Genomic DNA, 14,734 nt, shown 5'->3' with positions numbered 1-14,734 from the left:
CCGCGCCACGCCTTGAGATCAACACCGACCACGAAAGCCCGGCAGGCCCCGCGCCACGGTCTCGGATGGCTCGTGTGAGGCGGAGGCGGGCGCTCTGGGATCACGCCGGGCACGCAGAAAGCCCGCCGTCCTTGATGGGCGGCGGGCTTTCTGGAAGCTCAGGTCAGCGGGTGACCTTACCCGCCTTGATGCAGGAGGTGCACACGTTCAGCCGCTTCGGCGTGCTGCCCACCATGGCGCGCACACGCTGGATGTTCGGGTTCCAGCGGCGGCGGGTGCGGCGGTGCGAGTGCGAGATGTTGTTGCCGAAAGTCGGCCCCTTGCCGCAAACGTCGCAGACGGAAGCCACGGTCATCGCTCCTTAGATCAGTCAATAGGCCCGAAACCGAGGTAGAAGCGGTGGTCGGGCATGCCGGGACAACCGGCTGGCCACACGAGGCTATCCGATGTTGCCCGGTGCACGCCAAATGGGGGAACCGGCGAACGGAAGATAATCTCGTAGCACCAACCGTAGCGCATCCCCGGAGACCCCGTGTTCGCGAGCGTGCGAACCCGACGGGAACCGTGCTCATCGTGTTCGCCGGCGTGTGAAAACGATCTGAGCCCGTTCCCGGCGTGTGAAGCGACGTGAGCCCGTTCCCGGCGTGCGAGCTCGACGGGCGCACCCGTGCCCAGCGGAAATCCACCCGAGGCTCTGTGTACTCGGATGAGCATGCCGGGAAGTCTCATGTACACGCGGGAGGCGCCCGCGCAGGAGGAAGGAGCCGCATGCCCACGGAGCCCCCCGATGCCGGTGAGCGCGTCCACGAGTCGCTCCAGATCCTCGATCCCCAGGCGGTGCGCCGCTGGTCCCGGCTGTGCGCCGACGTCCTCGGGCGCGCACGCGCGGAGATCGACGCGCTCAACGTCTTCCCCGTGCCCGACGGCGACACCGGGACGAACCTCCACCTGACCATGCTGTCGGCCGCCGAGGCGCTGGACGGGCTGCCGCAGGACGCCGACGCCGAGAGCACGTGGCGCACGCTGGCCCAGGGGGCCCTGCTCGGAGCCAGGGGCAACTCCGGCGTCATCGTCAGCCAGGCGCTGCGAGGCATGGCCGAGGTGCTCAAGCACGCCAAGGGCGGCGGCCGTGACCTGCGGGAAGGGCTGGTCAGGGCGGCCGAGATGGCGCGCAAGGCCGTGGCGAGGCCGGTCGAGGGCACCGTCCTCAGCGTGCTCAGCGCGGTGGCGGGTGCCGTGGAGGACGCCTCCGACGAGCTGGCCGAGGTCGCCAGGAAGGCGGCGGTGGCCGCCCGGGGAGCGCTCGGCCGCACCACGGGCCAGCTGGACGTGCTCGCACGCAACGGCGTCGTGGACGCCGGCGCCGCGGGCCTCACGGTGATCATGGAGAGCCTGGCCGCCGTGGTCACCGACTCCTACGCCGATCGGTACGACGTGCCCGCGCCGGCCGCGAAGTTCGAGCCCGAGGTGGCGCGGGGCCCCGGGTACGAGGTGATGTACCTGCTGGAAGCCGGCGAGGACGCCGTGGCCGGGTTGCGGGAGGAGCTCGACGGCCTCGGCGACTCACTGGTGGTGGTCGGGGGAGACGGCCTGTGGAACGTCCACGTCCACGTGGACGACGCCGGGGCCGCGATCGAGGCCGGGATGCGCGCCGGGCGGCCGTACCGCCTCAAGGTCGTCTACCTGGAGGCCCCGGCGCGCACCCATCGCGCCGGGGACGGCCGGGGCGTGGTCGCCGTCGCGGCCGGTGACGGCATCGCGAGGCTGTTCCGGGAGGCCGGGGCCGTGGTGGTGCGCCGCGAGCCGGGCTCCAGCCCCTCGCTGGCGGCCGTGCTGGCCGCGATCAGGGAGGCGGGCACCGAGGTCGTCGTGCTGCCCAATGACACCGGGGTCAACGCGGTCGCGGTGGCAGCCGCCGAGATCGCCCGCGAGGAGGGCGTCGTCGTCAGCGTGCTGCCCACCAAGGGCACCGTGCAGGGCCTCGCGGCGCTCGCCGTGCACGACCCGCTGCGCCGTTTCGACGACGACGTGGTGGCGATGACCGACACCGCCGGCCACACCCGCCACGGCCACGTCTGGGTGGCCGACCGCGAGGCCATGACCAGCGCGGGCATGTGCCGTCCCGGTGACGTGCTGGGCGTCATCGACGGCGACGTCGCCCTGATCGGCTCGGCAGTGGAGGACATCGCGGTGGAGATCACCTCCCGCATGCTCTCGGTCAGCAGCGAGCTCGTGACCCTGATCATGGGAGTCGACGCCGACGCGCGGCTGGCCCGGGCCGTAAAGGACCACCTCGACGCGGTACGCCCGGACATCGAGGTCGTCGCCTACGAAGGAGGCCAGGGCGGCTACCCCCTCCTGATCGGCGTCGAATGACCCGCCCACCCCCGGGAGCCGGGGCAGGGCGCGTTCTCGTGGACGGTGAGCATGGTGTCCTTGTCGGCCGGGAGCGGTAGAACTTGGTGACGTGACGCGTTTCGACGAGCCGCTCATCAAGGCGCTTGACCCCAAGACGGCCAAGCCGCTCGAGAGCTCGCTCAACATCACCACGGTCGGCGAGCTGCTGCGCCACTACCCCCGGCGGTACGCCGAGCGGGGCGAGCTGACCGCGCTCGACGCCCTCGAGGTCGACGAGCACGTGACGGTGGTGGGCGAGGTCTCGCGCCTGATGCGCAAGCCCATGCGCAACCGCGCGGGCACCTGGCTGGAGGTCGAGGTCGTCGACGGCAGGCGCAACACGATCTACCTGTCGTTCTTCGGCAAGGTCTCGCACGTGATCGAGGGCCGCCTGAAGGCCGGCACGCGCGCGATGTTCTCCGGGAAGGTCGGGCGCTTCGGGCGCGGCGAGCGGGCGAAGTGGCAGCTCAACCACCCCGAGTTCGAGCTCTTCGAGGAGAGCGACTCCTCGGCGGCCGAGTTCGCCGCCGCGCCCGTCCCGATCTACCCGGCGGCCAACGGCATCACGTCCTGGGTGATCCGCAGGGCGATCGGCATCGTGCTCGACACGCTGGGCCCGCTTCCCGACCCGCTCCCCGAGGAGCTGCGGTCGCGTCACCGGCTGCCCGGCCTGGCCGACGCGCTGGAGGCCGTCCACCGGCCGCGCGACCAGGGTGACATCTCGCGGGCGCGCAAGCGGCTGAGGTTCGACGAGGCGTTCGTGCTCCAGGCCGTGCTGGCCCAGCGCCGCCAGGCCGCCGCCGCGTGGCCCGCGACGCCCCGCCCGCGCCGCGACGGCGGGCTGCTCGCCGACTTCGACGGCCGGCTCCCGTTCCAGCTCACCGAGGGCCAGGTCGAGGTGGGCGAGGAGGTCGCGGCCGAGCTGGCGCGCGATCACCCCATGCACCGGCTGCTCCAGGGCGAGGTCGGCGCGGGCAAGACCGTGGTGGCCCTGCGCGCGATGCTCCAGGTCGTCGACGCCGGCGGCCAGGCGGCCCTGCTGGCGCCCACCGAGGTCCTGGCGCAGCAGCACCACAGGTCGATCACCCGCATGCTCGGCGACCTCGGCACGGGGGGCATGTTCGGCGGCACGGCGGTGACCTTGCTGACCGGCTCGATGGGGGCCGCGGGCCGGCGGGCGGCGCTGCTCGACGCCGCGTCGGGCGCGGCGGGCATCGTCGTGGGCACCCATGCCCTGCTCCAGGAGCACGTCCAGTTCGCCGATCTGGGGCTCGTCGTCGTGGACGAGCAGCACCGCTTCGGCGTCGAGCAGCGCGACGCGCTGCGCGAGAAGGCGGGCGGCGGCCGTCCGCACGTCCTGGTGATGACGGCCACCCCGATCCCGCGCACGGTCGCCATGACCGTCTTCGGCGACCTGGAGGTCTCCACGCTGACCCAGCTGCCCTCCGGCCGCGCGCCGATCACGACCCACGTGGTGCCCGCCTCCGACAAGCCCCACTTCCTGGAGCGCACCTGGGAGCGCATCCGCGAGGAGGTCGGCCTCGGCCGCCAGGCGTACATCGTCTGTCCCCGCATCGGCGACCTGGAGGGCGACGAGGGCGATCTGGGCGACGCGGCGCCGGAGTCCGAGGAGGAGCGGCGCCCGCCTCTCGCCGTGCTGGAGATCGCCCCGATGCTCGCGGGCGGGCCGCTGGGCGGGCTGCGCGTCGAGGTGCTGCACGGACGCCTGCCCCCCGACGAGAAGGACGGGGTGATGCGCGCGTTCACGCGGGGCGAGATCGACGTGCTGATCGCGACCACCGTGATCGAGGTCGGGGTGGACGTCCCCAACGCCTCGGTCATGGTGATCATGGACGCCGACCGGTTCGGCGTCTCCCAGCTCCACCAGCTTCGCGGGCGGGTGGGCCGTGGAGGGCTGCCCGGCCTCTGCCTGCTCGTCACCGACTTCCCGGCGGGCACCCCGGCACGCGACCGGCTGGACGCGGTGGCCGCCACGCTCGACGGCTTCGAGCTGTCCAGGGTCGACCTTGAGCAGCGGCGCGAGGGCGACGTGCTCGGCGCGGCGCAGTCCGGGCGCAGATCCTCGCTCAAGATGCTGCGGCTGCTCCGCGACGAGGACGTCATCAGGGACGCGCGCGAGGAGGCCGCGAGCCTCCTGGCGGGCGACCCGGAGCTGGAGGAGCATCCCGCGCTCAAGGCCGAGATCGACAGGCTGCTCGGCGACGACCGCGCCGAGTACCTGGAAAAGGCCTGACACGCTTGAACACCTGGGCGTGGCCTGGTTCTCGGTTCGATACCAGGTGGCCGCAGGTGGGAGAGGGCTGGGTCAGCTCAGGGCGCCGCCCTGGGTCATGAGAATGACCCAGGGCCCAGCCTTGGGACGGCCTCCCCCCGAATGCCGTCCCCGGCTGGGCCCACCCTCGGGTCAGGTGCCGAGGGCACCGGCGCGCGGAAGGGCTCACGATCACGCCGGTCGGCCTTCCCCTGGGTCACCATGAAGGCCGCAGAACTCATCATGTGGGTTCGGACGGCGGTGGGGAACGACCCTTGCGCATTCGTCGCCGACACTTGGCCACTCTTGACCTTGCGGCTTCGGAAGGCGCGGCGAGCAGCGAGAATGGGCGGGTGACCCGAGTCATCGCAGGAACCGCCGGGGGGCGGCGCATCGCCGTCCCGCCAGGGCGTGCCACGCGGCCGACGAGCGACCGCGCCAGGGAAGGCCTGTTCTCCTCCGTCGGCTCCCTCCTCGGGCCGCTCGACGGCGCCAGGGTGCTCGACCTGTACGCCGGGTCCGGCGCGGTGGGCCTGGAGGCGCTCTCGCGGGGGGCGGCGCACGCGTTGCTGGTGGAGTCCGACGCGAAGGCCGCGCGCACGATCAAGGCGAACATCTCCGAGCTCGGGCTGCCGGGGGCCGTCGTCGTGGGCGACAGGGTCGAGCGGGTGGTCGCCGGAGCGTGCCCGGAGCCGTACGACTTCGTGTTCGCCGACCCTCCCTACGCCGTCAAGGACGAGGTGGTCCTCCAGGTGCTCGAAGCGCTCCGCGACAACGGGTGGCTCGCGCAGGACGCCTTGGTCGCGGTGGAGCGCGAGTCACGGGGGAAGGACTTGGTCTGGCCCTCCGGATTCGAAGAGGAGAGGGTCCGTCGCTATGGCGAAGCGTCTGTTTGGTACGGTCGCGCCGCCGGGAACCAGTCAAACTGGGGGTAAGCCTTGCGTCGTGTCGTCTGCCCGGGGTCCTTCGACCCCGTCACCAACGGTCACCTCGACATCATCGGCCGGACGTCGCGCCTGTACGACGAGGTCGTGGTCGCCGTGCTGATCAATGTTGAGAAGAAGAGCCTGTTCACCGTGGACGAGCGCATCGCGACGCTCGAGGCGGTGACGCGGGAGTACGGCAACGTGCGCGTGGAGAAGTTCTACGGGCTGCTCGTCGACTTCTGCAAGCAGCAGGGCATCCCGACCATCGTCAAGGGTCTGCGCGCGGTCAGCGACTTCGACTACGAGCTACAGATGGCCCAGCTCAACTACCGGATGTCGGGCGTGGAGACGCTCTTCATGTCGACCAACCCGGAGTACTCCTTCCTGTCGTCGAGCAGGCTCAAGGAGATCGCGAGGTACGGTGGGGACGTGTCCGGACTCGTGCCCGATCTCGTGCACCAGATGCTCGTCGAGCGGCTGCGCGGCTAAGTCCTGGTATTCTTTCTCATCGGCCTTGTACGACGGCGGTGATTCGCCATGCCTCAAGAGAGCAGGAAGACGCTGCATAGCCTCGACCCCCGCGCCCCCTGGGTGATTTCTACCCACGATCTGGGTCGGCGACCGGGTTCTATGCGCGAGACCTCCCGTTCCCTCCCGGCTCCGGTGAATCTCTCCGTCGGCATGATCGGCGTTCCCAAGGACGCCGAAATCGAGCTGGACATGCGGCTCGAGGCAGTGATGGAAGGCGTGCTCGTCACGGGCACGGCGAGGGCTCCCCTCAGTGGAGAGTGCTCGCGTTGCCTGGATCCGTTGACCTCGCAGATCGAGGTCGGCTTCCAGGAGCTCTTCTTCTACTCGGCGGAAGACGCCGCCGAGGACGACTCACTCCTCGACGGTGAACTCCTCGATCTCGAGCCGACATTTCGCGACGCGGTGGTGCTGGCACTGCCGTTGAGCCCGGTCTGCAGTGATGACTGCCCCGGGCTGTGCGTGGAGTGTGGGGCCAAGCTGGCGGAAGCCGGCCCGGACCACCGGCACGAGAAGATCGACGCCCGCTGGGCGGCGTTGCAGGGCCTGAAATCCGATAACAACAATGACCCGGAGGGTTGACGTGGCCGTCCCCAAGCGGAAGATGTCGCGGAGCAACACCCGCTCCCGCCGCGCGCAGTGGAAGACCGCCGCGCCCGCGCTCGTGAGCTGTAACCAGTGCCGGTCGCCGAAGCTGCCGCACGTGGCATGCCCGACCTGCGGCACCTACAACCGCCGACAGGTCATCGAGCCGTCGGCCTGATCACGCCTGCGGTGGCCGGTGATCCGGCCGGATGCCCCGCATCCGGCCGGGACGACCGTCCACCGTCCAAGGCGTGCGGTGGCGGTTCGCCCGCGACCGTGGTGGGCGCCGGGGTTGCCGCAATCTCCCGGCGTCCACCACGTTTTCGGGCATTTCCCGCGTTCCATCCGCCATCGCGACCATGGTCGTGACGTGCTACGTGACGGCCGGAGATTCCCGTCCGAGGAGGAGACGTGGCCGCAGGTGGAAAGCCGATCGCCGTAGAGGTCGCCAGAGACGAGCTTGAGCGGGTGCTCGCCGTCCGTCTGGACGACGCGCTTCTGGAGCGGGCGCTGACGCACCGCTCGTACGCGTACGAGAACGGTGGCCTGCCCACCAACGAGCGCCTGGAGTTCCTGGGCGACTCGGTGCTGGGCCTGGTGGTCACCGACACCCTGTTCCGCGGCCATCCCGACCTGCCCGAGGGCCAGCTGGCCAAGCTGCGGGCCGCGGTGGTCAACATGCGCGCGCTCGCCGACGTGGCCCGCGCCCTCGACCTGGGCCGCTTCACCCGGCTCGGCCGGGGCGAGGAGGGCACGGGGGGCCGTGACAAGTCCTCCATCCTGGCCGACACCCTGGAGGCGCTGATCGGCGCCGTCTACGTCGACAAGGGGCTGGACGAGGCGTTCCGCGTGGTCCACCTGCTGTTCGACCCGCTGATCAAGCGCTCCGCCTCGCTCGGGGCGGGTCTCGACTGGAAGACCTCGCTGCAGGAGCTCACGGCCTCCGAGATGCTCGGCGTCCCCGAGTACCACGTGGACGAGAGCGGGCCCGACCACGCCAAGTCGTTCACCGCGGTGGTCAGGGTCGGCGGGCAGGAGTTCGGCTCGGGCGCCGGCCGAAGCAAGAAGGAGGCCGAGCAGCAGGCCGCCGAGGCCGCGTGGACCGCCATCCGCGCCCGCAGCGACGCCCAGGAAAAGCTGGAGAAGGCGACCACCTAGCCCATGCCCGAGTTGCCCGAGGTCGAGGTCGTCCGGCGCGGACTCTCGCGCTGGGTGGCCGGACGCACCATCACCCACGCCGAGGTCCTGCACCCCCGCGCGATCCGCAGGCACGTGCCCGGAGCCGCCGAGTTCGCCGGCAGGCTGGCGGGCCGCACGCTGGTCTCCGCCGAGCGCCGGGGCAAGTACCTGTGGATGCCCCTCCGCGACGCCGAGAGCCCCTCAGAAGGCGTTTCAGGCGCCCCTGGGGCGAACGACTACCTGGGTGGTTCGGACGCCCTGATGGCCCATCTGGGGATGAGCGGGCAGTTGCTGGTGGCCGACCCCGGCTCTCCGGCCGAGAAGCACCTGCGGGTGCGGCTCGGCTTCGACGACGGCGGCCCCGAGCTGCGGTTCGTCGACCAGCGCACCTTCGGCCACCTGCTGATCGCCTCGCTGGTGCCCCTCGGCCGCCCCGTGCCGGAGCCCATCGTGCACATCGCGGCCGACCCGCTCGAAGAGGCGTTCGACGACGACGTGTTCGCGACGCGGCTGAGCGCCAGGCAGACCGAGATCAAGCGGGCGCTCCTCGACCAGTCGCTGATCAGCGGCGTCGGCAACATCTACGCCGACGAGGCGCTGTGGCGGGCCGGGCTGCACGGAGGCACGCCGACCCGCTCCCTGAGCAGGCGGAAGATCGACGAGTTGCTGGCGGCGGTGCGCGGGGTGATGGGCGAGGCGCTCGGCCAGGGCGGCACGTCCTTCGATAGCCTCTATGTCAACGTCAACGGTGAGAGTGGCTATTTCGACCGGTCGCTCAACGTGTACGGCAGGCAGGGCGAGCCGTGCGCCCGCTGCGGCGGGCCCGTCCTGCGGGAGGCGTTCATGAACAGGTCCTCTTACAGCTGCCCCCGCTGTCAACCCCGGGTCCGGGCATGACCGAGGCTCCTGATGCGGGCATGAGTGACATACGTCTCAACGCCTGGGTGCGCGGGCGCGTGCAGGGCGTGGGTTTCCGCTGGTGGACGCGTTCTCGGGCGCTGGAGCTCGGCCTGGTCGGATCGGCGTCGAATCTCGCCGACGGGCGGGTCGAGGTGGTCGCCGAGGGGCCCCGTGAGGCCTGCGAGAAGCTTCTTGCCCTGCTCAGGGGTGGTGACGCTCCGGGGCGGGTAGATGCTGTGGTGGAGCGCTGGTCACCGGTTCGCGGTGGTTTTGGTGGATTTGTGGAGCGGTAGGCGCTTCCCTTAAACCCCCTAAATAGGGTACATTTACATGTCGGGAGTGCCCATTGGTGCATTCATGGGGAGCGTTCAACTTGACCGCCTCCATTGCCGGTGCGACTCTTGATAGGAAACACGCGCACCCCTCCCGCGGCAAGAAGTGCGCGAACCAGTTTGGTCACTCAGCGTGGAGGACCCTTAACCATGGCGAAGGCTCTACTCGGCCACGTCGGCGGTCTTGACCCTCGAATGGTCTCGGAAATGCGCCGTCTCCAGCAGCGAATCCGGGATCTGGAGGCTGAGCTCACAAGGCTCCAGGCCCAGAACGACGCTCTCGCCGCGCAGTCGCGCGATGAGGCGTTCGCACGTCTGCAAGATCGCGAGCCGGCCCTCACCTGAGAGGTTCGGTACGGCAACACACTGTCAGGGACGCCCCGCAAAGGCGTCCCTTGTCATTTACCCGGTTTTTCTTTACGTACTCGTTCCTCGCCGAGGCGGTTACGAGACGTTCGAGCCGGGGTGAAGCGCCCTCCCCCTGCCTGAGCATCGCCGCAAGCGACACTCGAACGGCCCTGAGCCGGTAGTGTGCCCCGCAGGGATCGTCCCGAGGGCCTGCAGGCGATCTCGCAGCAGACGGGGAGGTCGGCGCGCGTGTACCTCAAGAACCTCACGCTGCGCGGCTTCAAGTCCTTCGCCTCGGCCACCGCGCTGCGCTTCGAGCCCGGCATCACCTGCGTGGTGGGCCCGAACGGCTCAGGCAAGTCCAACGTCGTCGACGCGCTCGCCTGGGTCATGGGCGAGCACAGCGCGAAGTCCCTGCGCGGCGGCAAGATGGAGGACGTCATCTTCGCCGGCACGTCCTCGCGCCCGCCCCTCGGCCGCGCCGAGGTGACGCTGACGATCGACAACACCGACGGCGCGCTCCCCATCGACTACACCGAGGTCACGATCAGCCGGCTGATGTTCAGGTCCGGCCAGAGCGAGTACGCCATCAACGGCGACACCTGCCGGCTCCTCGACATCCAGGAGCTCCTCTCCGACTCCGGCATCGGCCGCGAGATGCACGTCATCGTGGGCCAGGGCCAGCTCGACACGGTGCTCCACGCCGGCCCCGAGGAGCGCAGGGCCTTCATCGAGGAGGCCGCGGGCGTCCTGAAGCACCGCAAGCGCAAGGAGAAGGCGCTGCGGAAGCTCGATGCCATGCAGGCCAACCTCACCCGCGTTCAGGACCTCGCCAACGAGCTCCGCCGCCAGCTCAAGCCCCTGGGCCGCCAGGCCGAGATCGCCAGGAAGGCGGCCGTGATCCAGGCCGACCTGCGCGACGCCCGGCTGCGCCTGCTCGCCGACGACGTCGTACGGCTGCGCACCCACCTCGACCGCGAGGCGGCCGACGAGGCCACGGTGCGCGCCCGGCGCGCCCAGGTCGAGGCCGATCTGGAGCATGGGCAGGCCCGCGAGAGCGAGCTGGAGGCGGCGGAGGCCGCCGCCCAGCCCCGCCTGGCCACCGCCCAGGAGACCTTCTACCGCCTGGCGGCACTCAAGGAGCGGCTGCACAGCGTCGAGACCCTGGCCGCCGAGCGGCACCGCCACGCGATCGAGGCCGCCTCCATCGAGCGCCGAGGGCGCGACCCCGAGGACTACGAGCGCGAGGCCGCGGAGGTGGCCGAGCGCGAGGAGGCACTCAAGGTCGAGCTGGAGCAGACCGAGGAGATCCTGGAGCAGGCCGTCTGGCGGCGCACCGAGGCCGAGAGCGCCCTGGCGGCCGAGGAGAGGCGCCTCGCGGCGGCGGCGCGGCAGGCGGCCGACCGGCGCGAGGGCCTGGCCAGGCTGAGGGGCGAGGTGGCCGCCGTGCGCGGCCGGGCCAGGGCCGCCGAGGAGGAGATCGGGCGCCTGGCCAGGGCCCTCTCCGAGGCACGGCAGCGCAGCGAGCGGGCCCAGGAGGAGCACGACGCCCAGGAGCTCAGCGAGCCCGCCGCCGACCCGGTCCTCGCCGAGGAGCTCGCGCGGGCCGAGCAGGGCGTCGCCGAGGCCAAGGCCGCCGTCGAGGAGGCCAGGGCCGCCGTCGAGGACGCCAAGGCGGCCGTCGAGGTACCGAGGAGGGCCTTCGCCGAGGCGCGCTCGGCCATGGGCACGGCCAGGGCCGCCGACCAGGAGGCACAGCGGGCGGTCGCCGCGCTGGAAGCCCGCCGCGACGCCCTGGAGATGGGTCTCTCCCAGGGCGCGGACGGCGGCGCGGCGCTCATGGCGGCGGGGCTGTCCGGGGTGCTGGGGCCGCTCGCCACGATGATGACCGTCCAGGCGGGGGCCGAGGTGGCCGTCGCGGCCGTGCTCGGCGCCGCCGCCGAGGCGGTCGCCGTGGAGTCGCTGTCCACCGTCGTCGACGCCGTCGAGCTGCTGCGGGCCGAGGAGGCCGGCCGGGCCGGGCTGGTCGTCGCCTCGGACGCCGCCGTCGCGAGGCCCGTTCCCGTCGAGGGTCACCCGTGGGCCGGTGACCTCGTGGTCGTGTCCGACGAGTTCCGTCCGGCCGTCGAGACCCTGCTGTCCGGCGTCGTCGTGGTGGACGACGTCCAGATCGCCAGGAAGCTCGTCGAGGAGCGCCCCGACCTGCGGGCCGTCACCTGGTCCGGCGACCTGGTCGGCGCCTACTACGCGCACGGCGGGTCCGGCGGCGGCACCTCGGTGCTGCAGGTGCGCACCGCTCTCGACCAGGCGATCGCCGATCTCAAGGAGGCACGCGCCACCGCCGAGCGCACGGCCGCCGCGCTGGCGGAGGCCGCCGAGGCGGAACGCGCCGCCCAGCAGGCCGTCGAGGCGGCCCAGGCCTGGGCGAACCAGGCGCAGACCGGCGTCAACACCGCCCAGGCCGGGGTGAACACCGCCCAGGGCGTGCTCGACCGCGTGCGCGGCAGGCAGCGCGAGGCAGACCAGCGGGTCGCCGTGGCCGCCAAGCGGCTGGCGCAGCTCGACGCGCAGGCCAGGGCCGCCCGTGACGAGTGCGACCGGCTGGCGAAGAACGTCGCGGCGGCCGAGGAGGCCCGCGACCGCGACCTGGCAGGCGTGGTCGAGCTGGAGGAGCGCCTGGCCGAGGCCGAGTACGCCGACGAGCTTTCCGCCGAGCCGACCACCGAGACGCGCGACGAGCTGGCGAGCGCCTGCTCGGTCACCAGGCAGGCCGAGATGGAGGCCCGCCTGTCCGTCCGCACCGCCGAGGAGCGGGTCAAGGGCATCGCGGGCCGCGCCGACCAGCTCATGCGGGCGGCCAGGCGCGAGCGCGAGGAGCGGGCGGGTGCGGCGGCTCTGCGGGAGCGGCGCCGCGCCCAGGCCCAGGTGGCCGAGGTGGTGGTCCACGGCGCGGGCCGCGCGCTCGGGGTGCTGGAGGCCTCCCTGGCCCTGGCCGCCGAGGAGCGCGACGAGGCCGAGCGGGCGCGCGGAGAGATCGACGCCGAGCTCAAGGCCGTGCGCGTGCGGGTCCGCGAGCTGTCCGGCGAGCTCGACAAGCTGGTCAACCGGGTGCACGGCAACGAGGTGGCCCGCACCGAGCAGCGGCTGCGCCTGGAGCAGATGGAGACCCGGGCGATGGAGGAGTACGGCGTCGAGATGGACGCCCTGATCTCCGAGTACGGCCCCGAGCAGCCCGTTCCCGTCGCCGATGGCGAGATGGCGCCCTACGTCCGCGAGGAGCAGGAGAAGCGGGCGAGGGTCGCCGAGAGGCAGATGACCCAGCTCGGCAAGGTCAACCCCCTTGCGCTGGAGGAGTTCGCCGCGCTTGAGGAGCGGCACACCTTCCTCAACTCCCAGCTGGAGGACCTTCGCAAGACCCGGCGCGACCTGCTCACGGTCGTCAAGGAGGTCGACGAGCGGGTGGAGCAGGTCTTCACGGCCGCGTACGAGGACGTCGCCCGCGAGTTCGAGGCGATCTTCGGCCGGGTCTTCCCCGGGGGCGACGGGCGCCTGTTGCTGACCGACCCCGCCGACATGCTCACCACGGGCGTCGACGTCGAGGCGAGGCCTCCGGGCAAGAAGGTCAAGCGCCTGTCCCTGCTGTCGGGCGGCGAGCGCTCGCTGACCGCCGTGGCGTTCCTCATCTCGATCTTCAAGGCGCGCCCGTCCCCGTTCTACGTCATGGACGAGGTCGAGGCGGCGCTCGACGACACCAACACCCAGCGCCTGCTCACCCTGTTCGAGGAGCTGAGGCAGAGCTCGCAGCTCATCGTGATCACGCACCAGAAGCGCACGATGGAGATCGCCGACGCGCTGTACGGGGTGAGCATGCGCGGCGACGGCGTCACCCAGGTGGTCAGCCAGCGCCTCCGCGAACGCGAGACCGCCTGACGCCCGGCCACCTGACGCCGGGTTCGCCGCACCCAGGACCGCGTGACCGTGGGCGTTCGGCCCGATAGGTAAATCAGTAAATATCGGTATATCGGCGCGGCGTGGGCGAGCCCGGGCGTGAGCACGGCCGGTTGTCTGGAAAACTGACATCTTGTGGATGGGTACCTCGGCATCATCGTGATCGTCCTGCTCGTCGCGTTGCTCGCGGCGGGTGGCATGTTCCTGCTCTTCCGGCCCAGGGAGAGGCACGCTCCGCCGGTCAGGCCGCCGGAGGCGCCGACGCTCCCCGAGCGCGAACAGGCTCCGACCACCGGCGTCGTCGAGGACGACGCCGCCACGACCACCATCCCTCCGCCCGCCAAGCCGGCCGAGCCCGTGGCTCCCCCGGCGCCGGCGATCGAGATCCCGCCGCCGTCGGCTGGCCGCATGGTGCGGTTGCGCGCCCGGCTGGCCCGTTCGCAGAGCGCGCTCGGCAAGGGGCTGCTCGAGCTCCTCTCCCGCGACCGCCTGGACGACGACGCCTGGGACGAGATCGAGGACATGCTGATCACCGCCGACGTGGGCGTCGGGCCCACCCGGGCGATGGTCGAGGAGCTGCGCACCAAGGTCAAGGTGCTCGGCTCCCGCGGCCACGGCGAGGTGCGGGCGCTGCTCCGCGAGCAGCTGCTCACCCAGATCGGCGCCGACATGGACCGCACGCTGCACACCGCGCCCCACGGTGAGCGGCCCGCCGTCGTGCTCGTCGTCGGCGTCAACGGCACCGGCAAGACCACGACCACCGGCAAGCTCGCCCGAGCCCTCATCGGCGACGGCCGCAAGGTGCTCCTGGGCGCGGCCGACACCTTCCGGGCCGCCGCCGCCGACCAGCTCCAGACCTGGGGCGAGCGCGTCGGCGCCGAGGTGGTGCGCAAGGACGAGGGCGCCGACCCCGCGTCGGTGGCCTTCGACGCCGTGAGCAAGGGCATGGAGGACAAGGTCGACACCGTGATCGTCGACACCGCCGGCCGCCTCCACACCAAGACCGGCCTGATGGACGAGCTGGGCAAGGTCAAGCGGGTCATCGAGAAGAAGGCCACGGTCGACGAGGTGCTGCTCGTGCTGGACGCCACCACGGGCCAGAACGGCCTGCGGCAGGCGCAGGTGTTCGCCGAGGTGGTGAACATCACCGGCATCGTGCTGACCAAGCTCGACGGCACGGCCAAGGGCGGCATCGTGATCTCGGTCCAGCGCGAGCTGGGAGTCCCGGTCAAGCTCGTGGGGCTCGGCGAGGGCCCCGACGACCTGGCTCCGTTCGACGCCGAGGTCTTCATCGACGCCATCCTCGGCGACTGATCCCA

At 71.5% G+C, this 14,734-nt stretch carries 13 protein-coding genes; 12 read left to right on the top strand and 1 reads right to left on the bottom strand.

Features of this window, described 5'->3' with window-relative positions; translation table 11 throughout:
• Positions 1–163: 163 nt before the first annotated feature.
• Positions 164–349 (bottom strand): 50S ribosomal protein L28, encoded by a 186-nt coding sequence (rpmB, locus tag OG589_RS29650; RefSeq protein WP_262848146.1) that lies wholly within the window; start codon positions 347–349, stop codon positions 164–166.
• Between the two features lie 419 nt (positions 350–768).
• Here rpmB and OG589_RS29645 point away from each other — a divergent pair, with 419 nt between their 5' ends.
• The 12 genes from OG589_RS29645 to ftsY all read left to right on the top strand — a co-directional run bounded on the left by OG589_RS29645 (position 769) and on the right by ftsY (position 14,729).
• Positions 769–2,376 (top strand): DAK2 domain-containing protein, encoded by a 1,608-nt coding sequence (locus tag OG589_RS29645; RefSeq protein WP_405141103.1) that lies wholly within the window; start codon positions 769–771, stop codon positions 2,374–2,376.
• Positions 2,377–2,467: 91 nt separating this feature from the next.
• Positions 2,468–4,651 carry an ATP-dependent DNA helicase RecG gene (gene recG / locus OG589_RS29640; RefSeq protein ID WP_405141101.1) on the top strand — a complete coding sequence of 728 codons (2,184 nt, stop codon included), beginning with the start codon at positions 2,468–2,470 and terminating at the stop codon, positions 4,649–4,651.
• Between the two features lie 371 nt (positions 4,652–5,022).
• The gene (gene rsmD, locus OG589_RS29635) at positions 5,023–5,604 is read left to right on the top strand and encodes a 16S rRNA (guanine(966)-N(2))-methyltransferase RsmD (RefSeq protein WP_405141099.1); all 582 of its coding nucleotides are present in this window, start codon (positions 5,023–5,025) and stop codon (positions 5,602–5,604) included.
• 3 nt (positions 5,605–5,607) lie between these two features.
• The gene (coaD, locus tag OG589_RS29630; RefSeq protein ID WP_405141097.1) at positions 5,608–6,084 is read left to right on the top strand and encodes a pantetheine-phosphate adenylyltransferase; all 477 of its coding nucleotides are present in this window, start codon (positions 5,608–5,610) and stop codon (positions 6,082–6,084) included.
• Positions 6,085–6,132: 48 nt separating this feature from the next.
• Complete coding sequence (locus OG589_RS29625) at positions 6,133–6,705, top strand: YceD family protein (protein WP_405141095.1); 573 nt, start codon at positions 6,133–6,135, stop codon at positions 6,703–6,705.
• Between the two features lies 1 nt (position 6,706).
• The gene (gene rpmF / locus OG589_RS29620) at positions 6,707–6,886 is read left to right on the top strand and encodes a 50S ribosomal protein L32 (RefSeq protein WP_189161846.1); all 180 of its coding nucleotides are present in this window, start codon (positions 6,707–6,709) and stop codon (positions 6,884–6,886) included.
• Positions 6,887–7,176: 290 nt separating this feature from the next.
• The gene (gene rnc / locus OG589_RS29615; protein ID WP_392838110.1) at positions 7,177–7,866 is read left to right on the top strand and encodes a ribonuclease III; all 690 of its coding nucleotides are present in this window, start codon (positions 7,177–7,179) and stop codon (positions 7,864–7,866) included.
• A 3-nt stretch (positions 7,867–7,869) separates the two neighbouring features.
• Positions 7,870–8,784, top strand: a complete 915-nt coding sequence (gene mutM, locus OG589_RS29610; protein ID WP_405141093.1) for a bifunctional DNA-formamidopyrimidine glycosylase/DNA-(apurinic or apyrimidinic site) lyase — start codon at positions 7,870–7,872, stop codon at positions 8,782–8,784.
• A gap of 20 nt (positions 8,785–8,804) precedes the next feature.
• Complete coding sequence (locus tag OG589_RS29605; protein WP_358555262.1) at positions 8,805–9,080, top strand: acylphosphatase; 276 nt, start codon at positions 8,805–8,807, stop codon at positions 9,078–9,080.
• A 189-nt stretch (positions 9,081–9,269) separates the two neighbouring features.
• Positions 9,270–9,464: a hypothetical protein gene (locus tag OG589_RS29600; protein ID WP_262848107.1), complete on the top strand. Its 195-nt coding sequence runs from the start codon at positions 9,270–9,272 to the stop codon at positions 9,462–9,464.
• 252 nt (positions 9,465–9,716) lie between these two features.
• Positions 9,717–13,397: a chromosome segregation protein SMC gene (smc, locus tag OG589_RS29595; RefSeq protein ID WP_405152152.1), complete on the top strand. Its 3,681-nt coding sequence runs from the start codon at positions 9,717–9,719 to the stop codon at positions 13,395–13,397.
• 153 nt (positions 13,398–13,550) lie between these two features.
• Positions 13,551–14,729, top strand: coding sequence for a signal recognition particle-docking protein FtsY (gene ftsY / locus OG589_RS29590; RefSeq protein ID WP_405141090.1), 1,179 nt, complete (start codon positions 13,551–13,553; stop codon positions 14,727–14,729).
• Positions 14,730–14,734 lie beyond the last annotated feature (5 nt).

The sequence above is a fragment of the Sphaerisporangium sp. NBC_01403 genome (assembly GCF_045040145.1).
In the GTDB taxonomy this organism is placed as follows: domain Bacteria; phylum Actinomycetota; class Actinomycetes; order Streptosporangiales; family Streptosporangiaceae; genus Sphaerisporangium; species Sphaerisporangium viridialbum.
Note: the sequence above shows the minus strand (reverse complement) of the source record. Positions and strands in the feature narration are given on the sequence as shown.

Excerpts from the sequence above, each read along its gene's own strand:
- OG589_RS29600 (WP_262848107.1), top strand. The coding sequence starts at position 9,270 with ATGGCGAAGGCTCTACTCGGCCACGTCGGCGGTCTTGACCCTCGAATG.
- mutM (WP_405141093.1), top strand. The coding sequence starts at position 7,870 with ATGCCCGAGTTGCCCGAGGTCGAGGTCGTCCGGCGCGGACTCTCGCGC.
- OG589_RS29625 (WP_405141095.1), top strand. The coding sequence starts at position 6,133 with ATGCCTCAAGAGAGCAGGAAGACGCTGCATAGCCTCGACCCCCGCGCC.
- OG589_RS29605 (WP_358555262.1), top strand. The coding sequence starts at position 8,805 with ATGAGTGACATACGTCTCAACGCCTGGGTGCGCGGGCGCGTGCAGGGC.
- OG589_RS29645 (WP_405141103.1), top strand. The coding sequence starts at position 769 with ATGCCCACGGAGCCCCCCGATGCCGGTGAGCGCGTCCACGAGTCGCTC.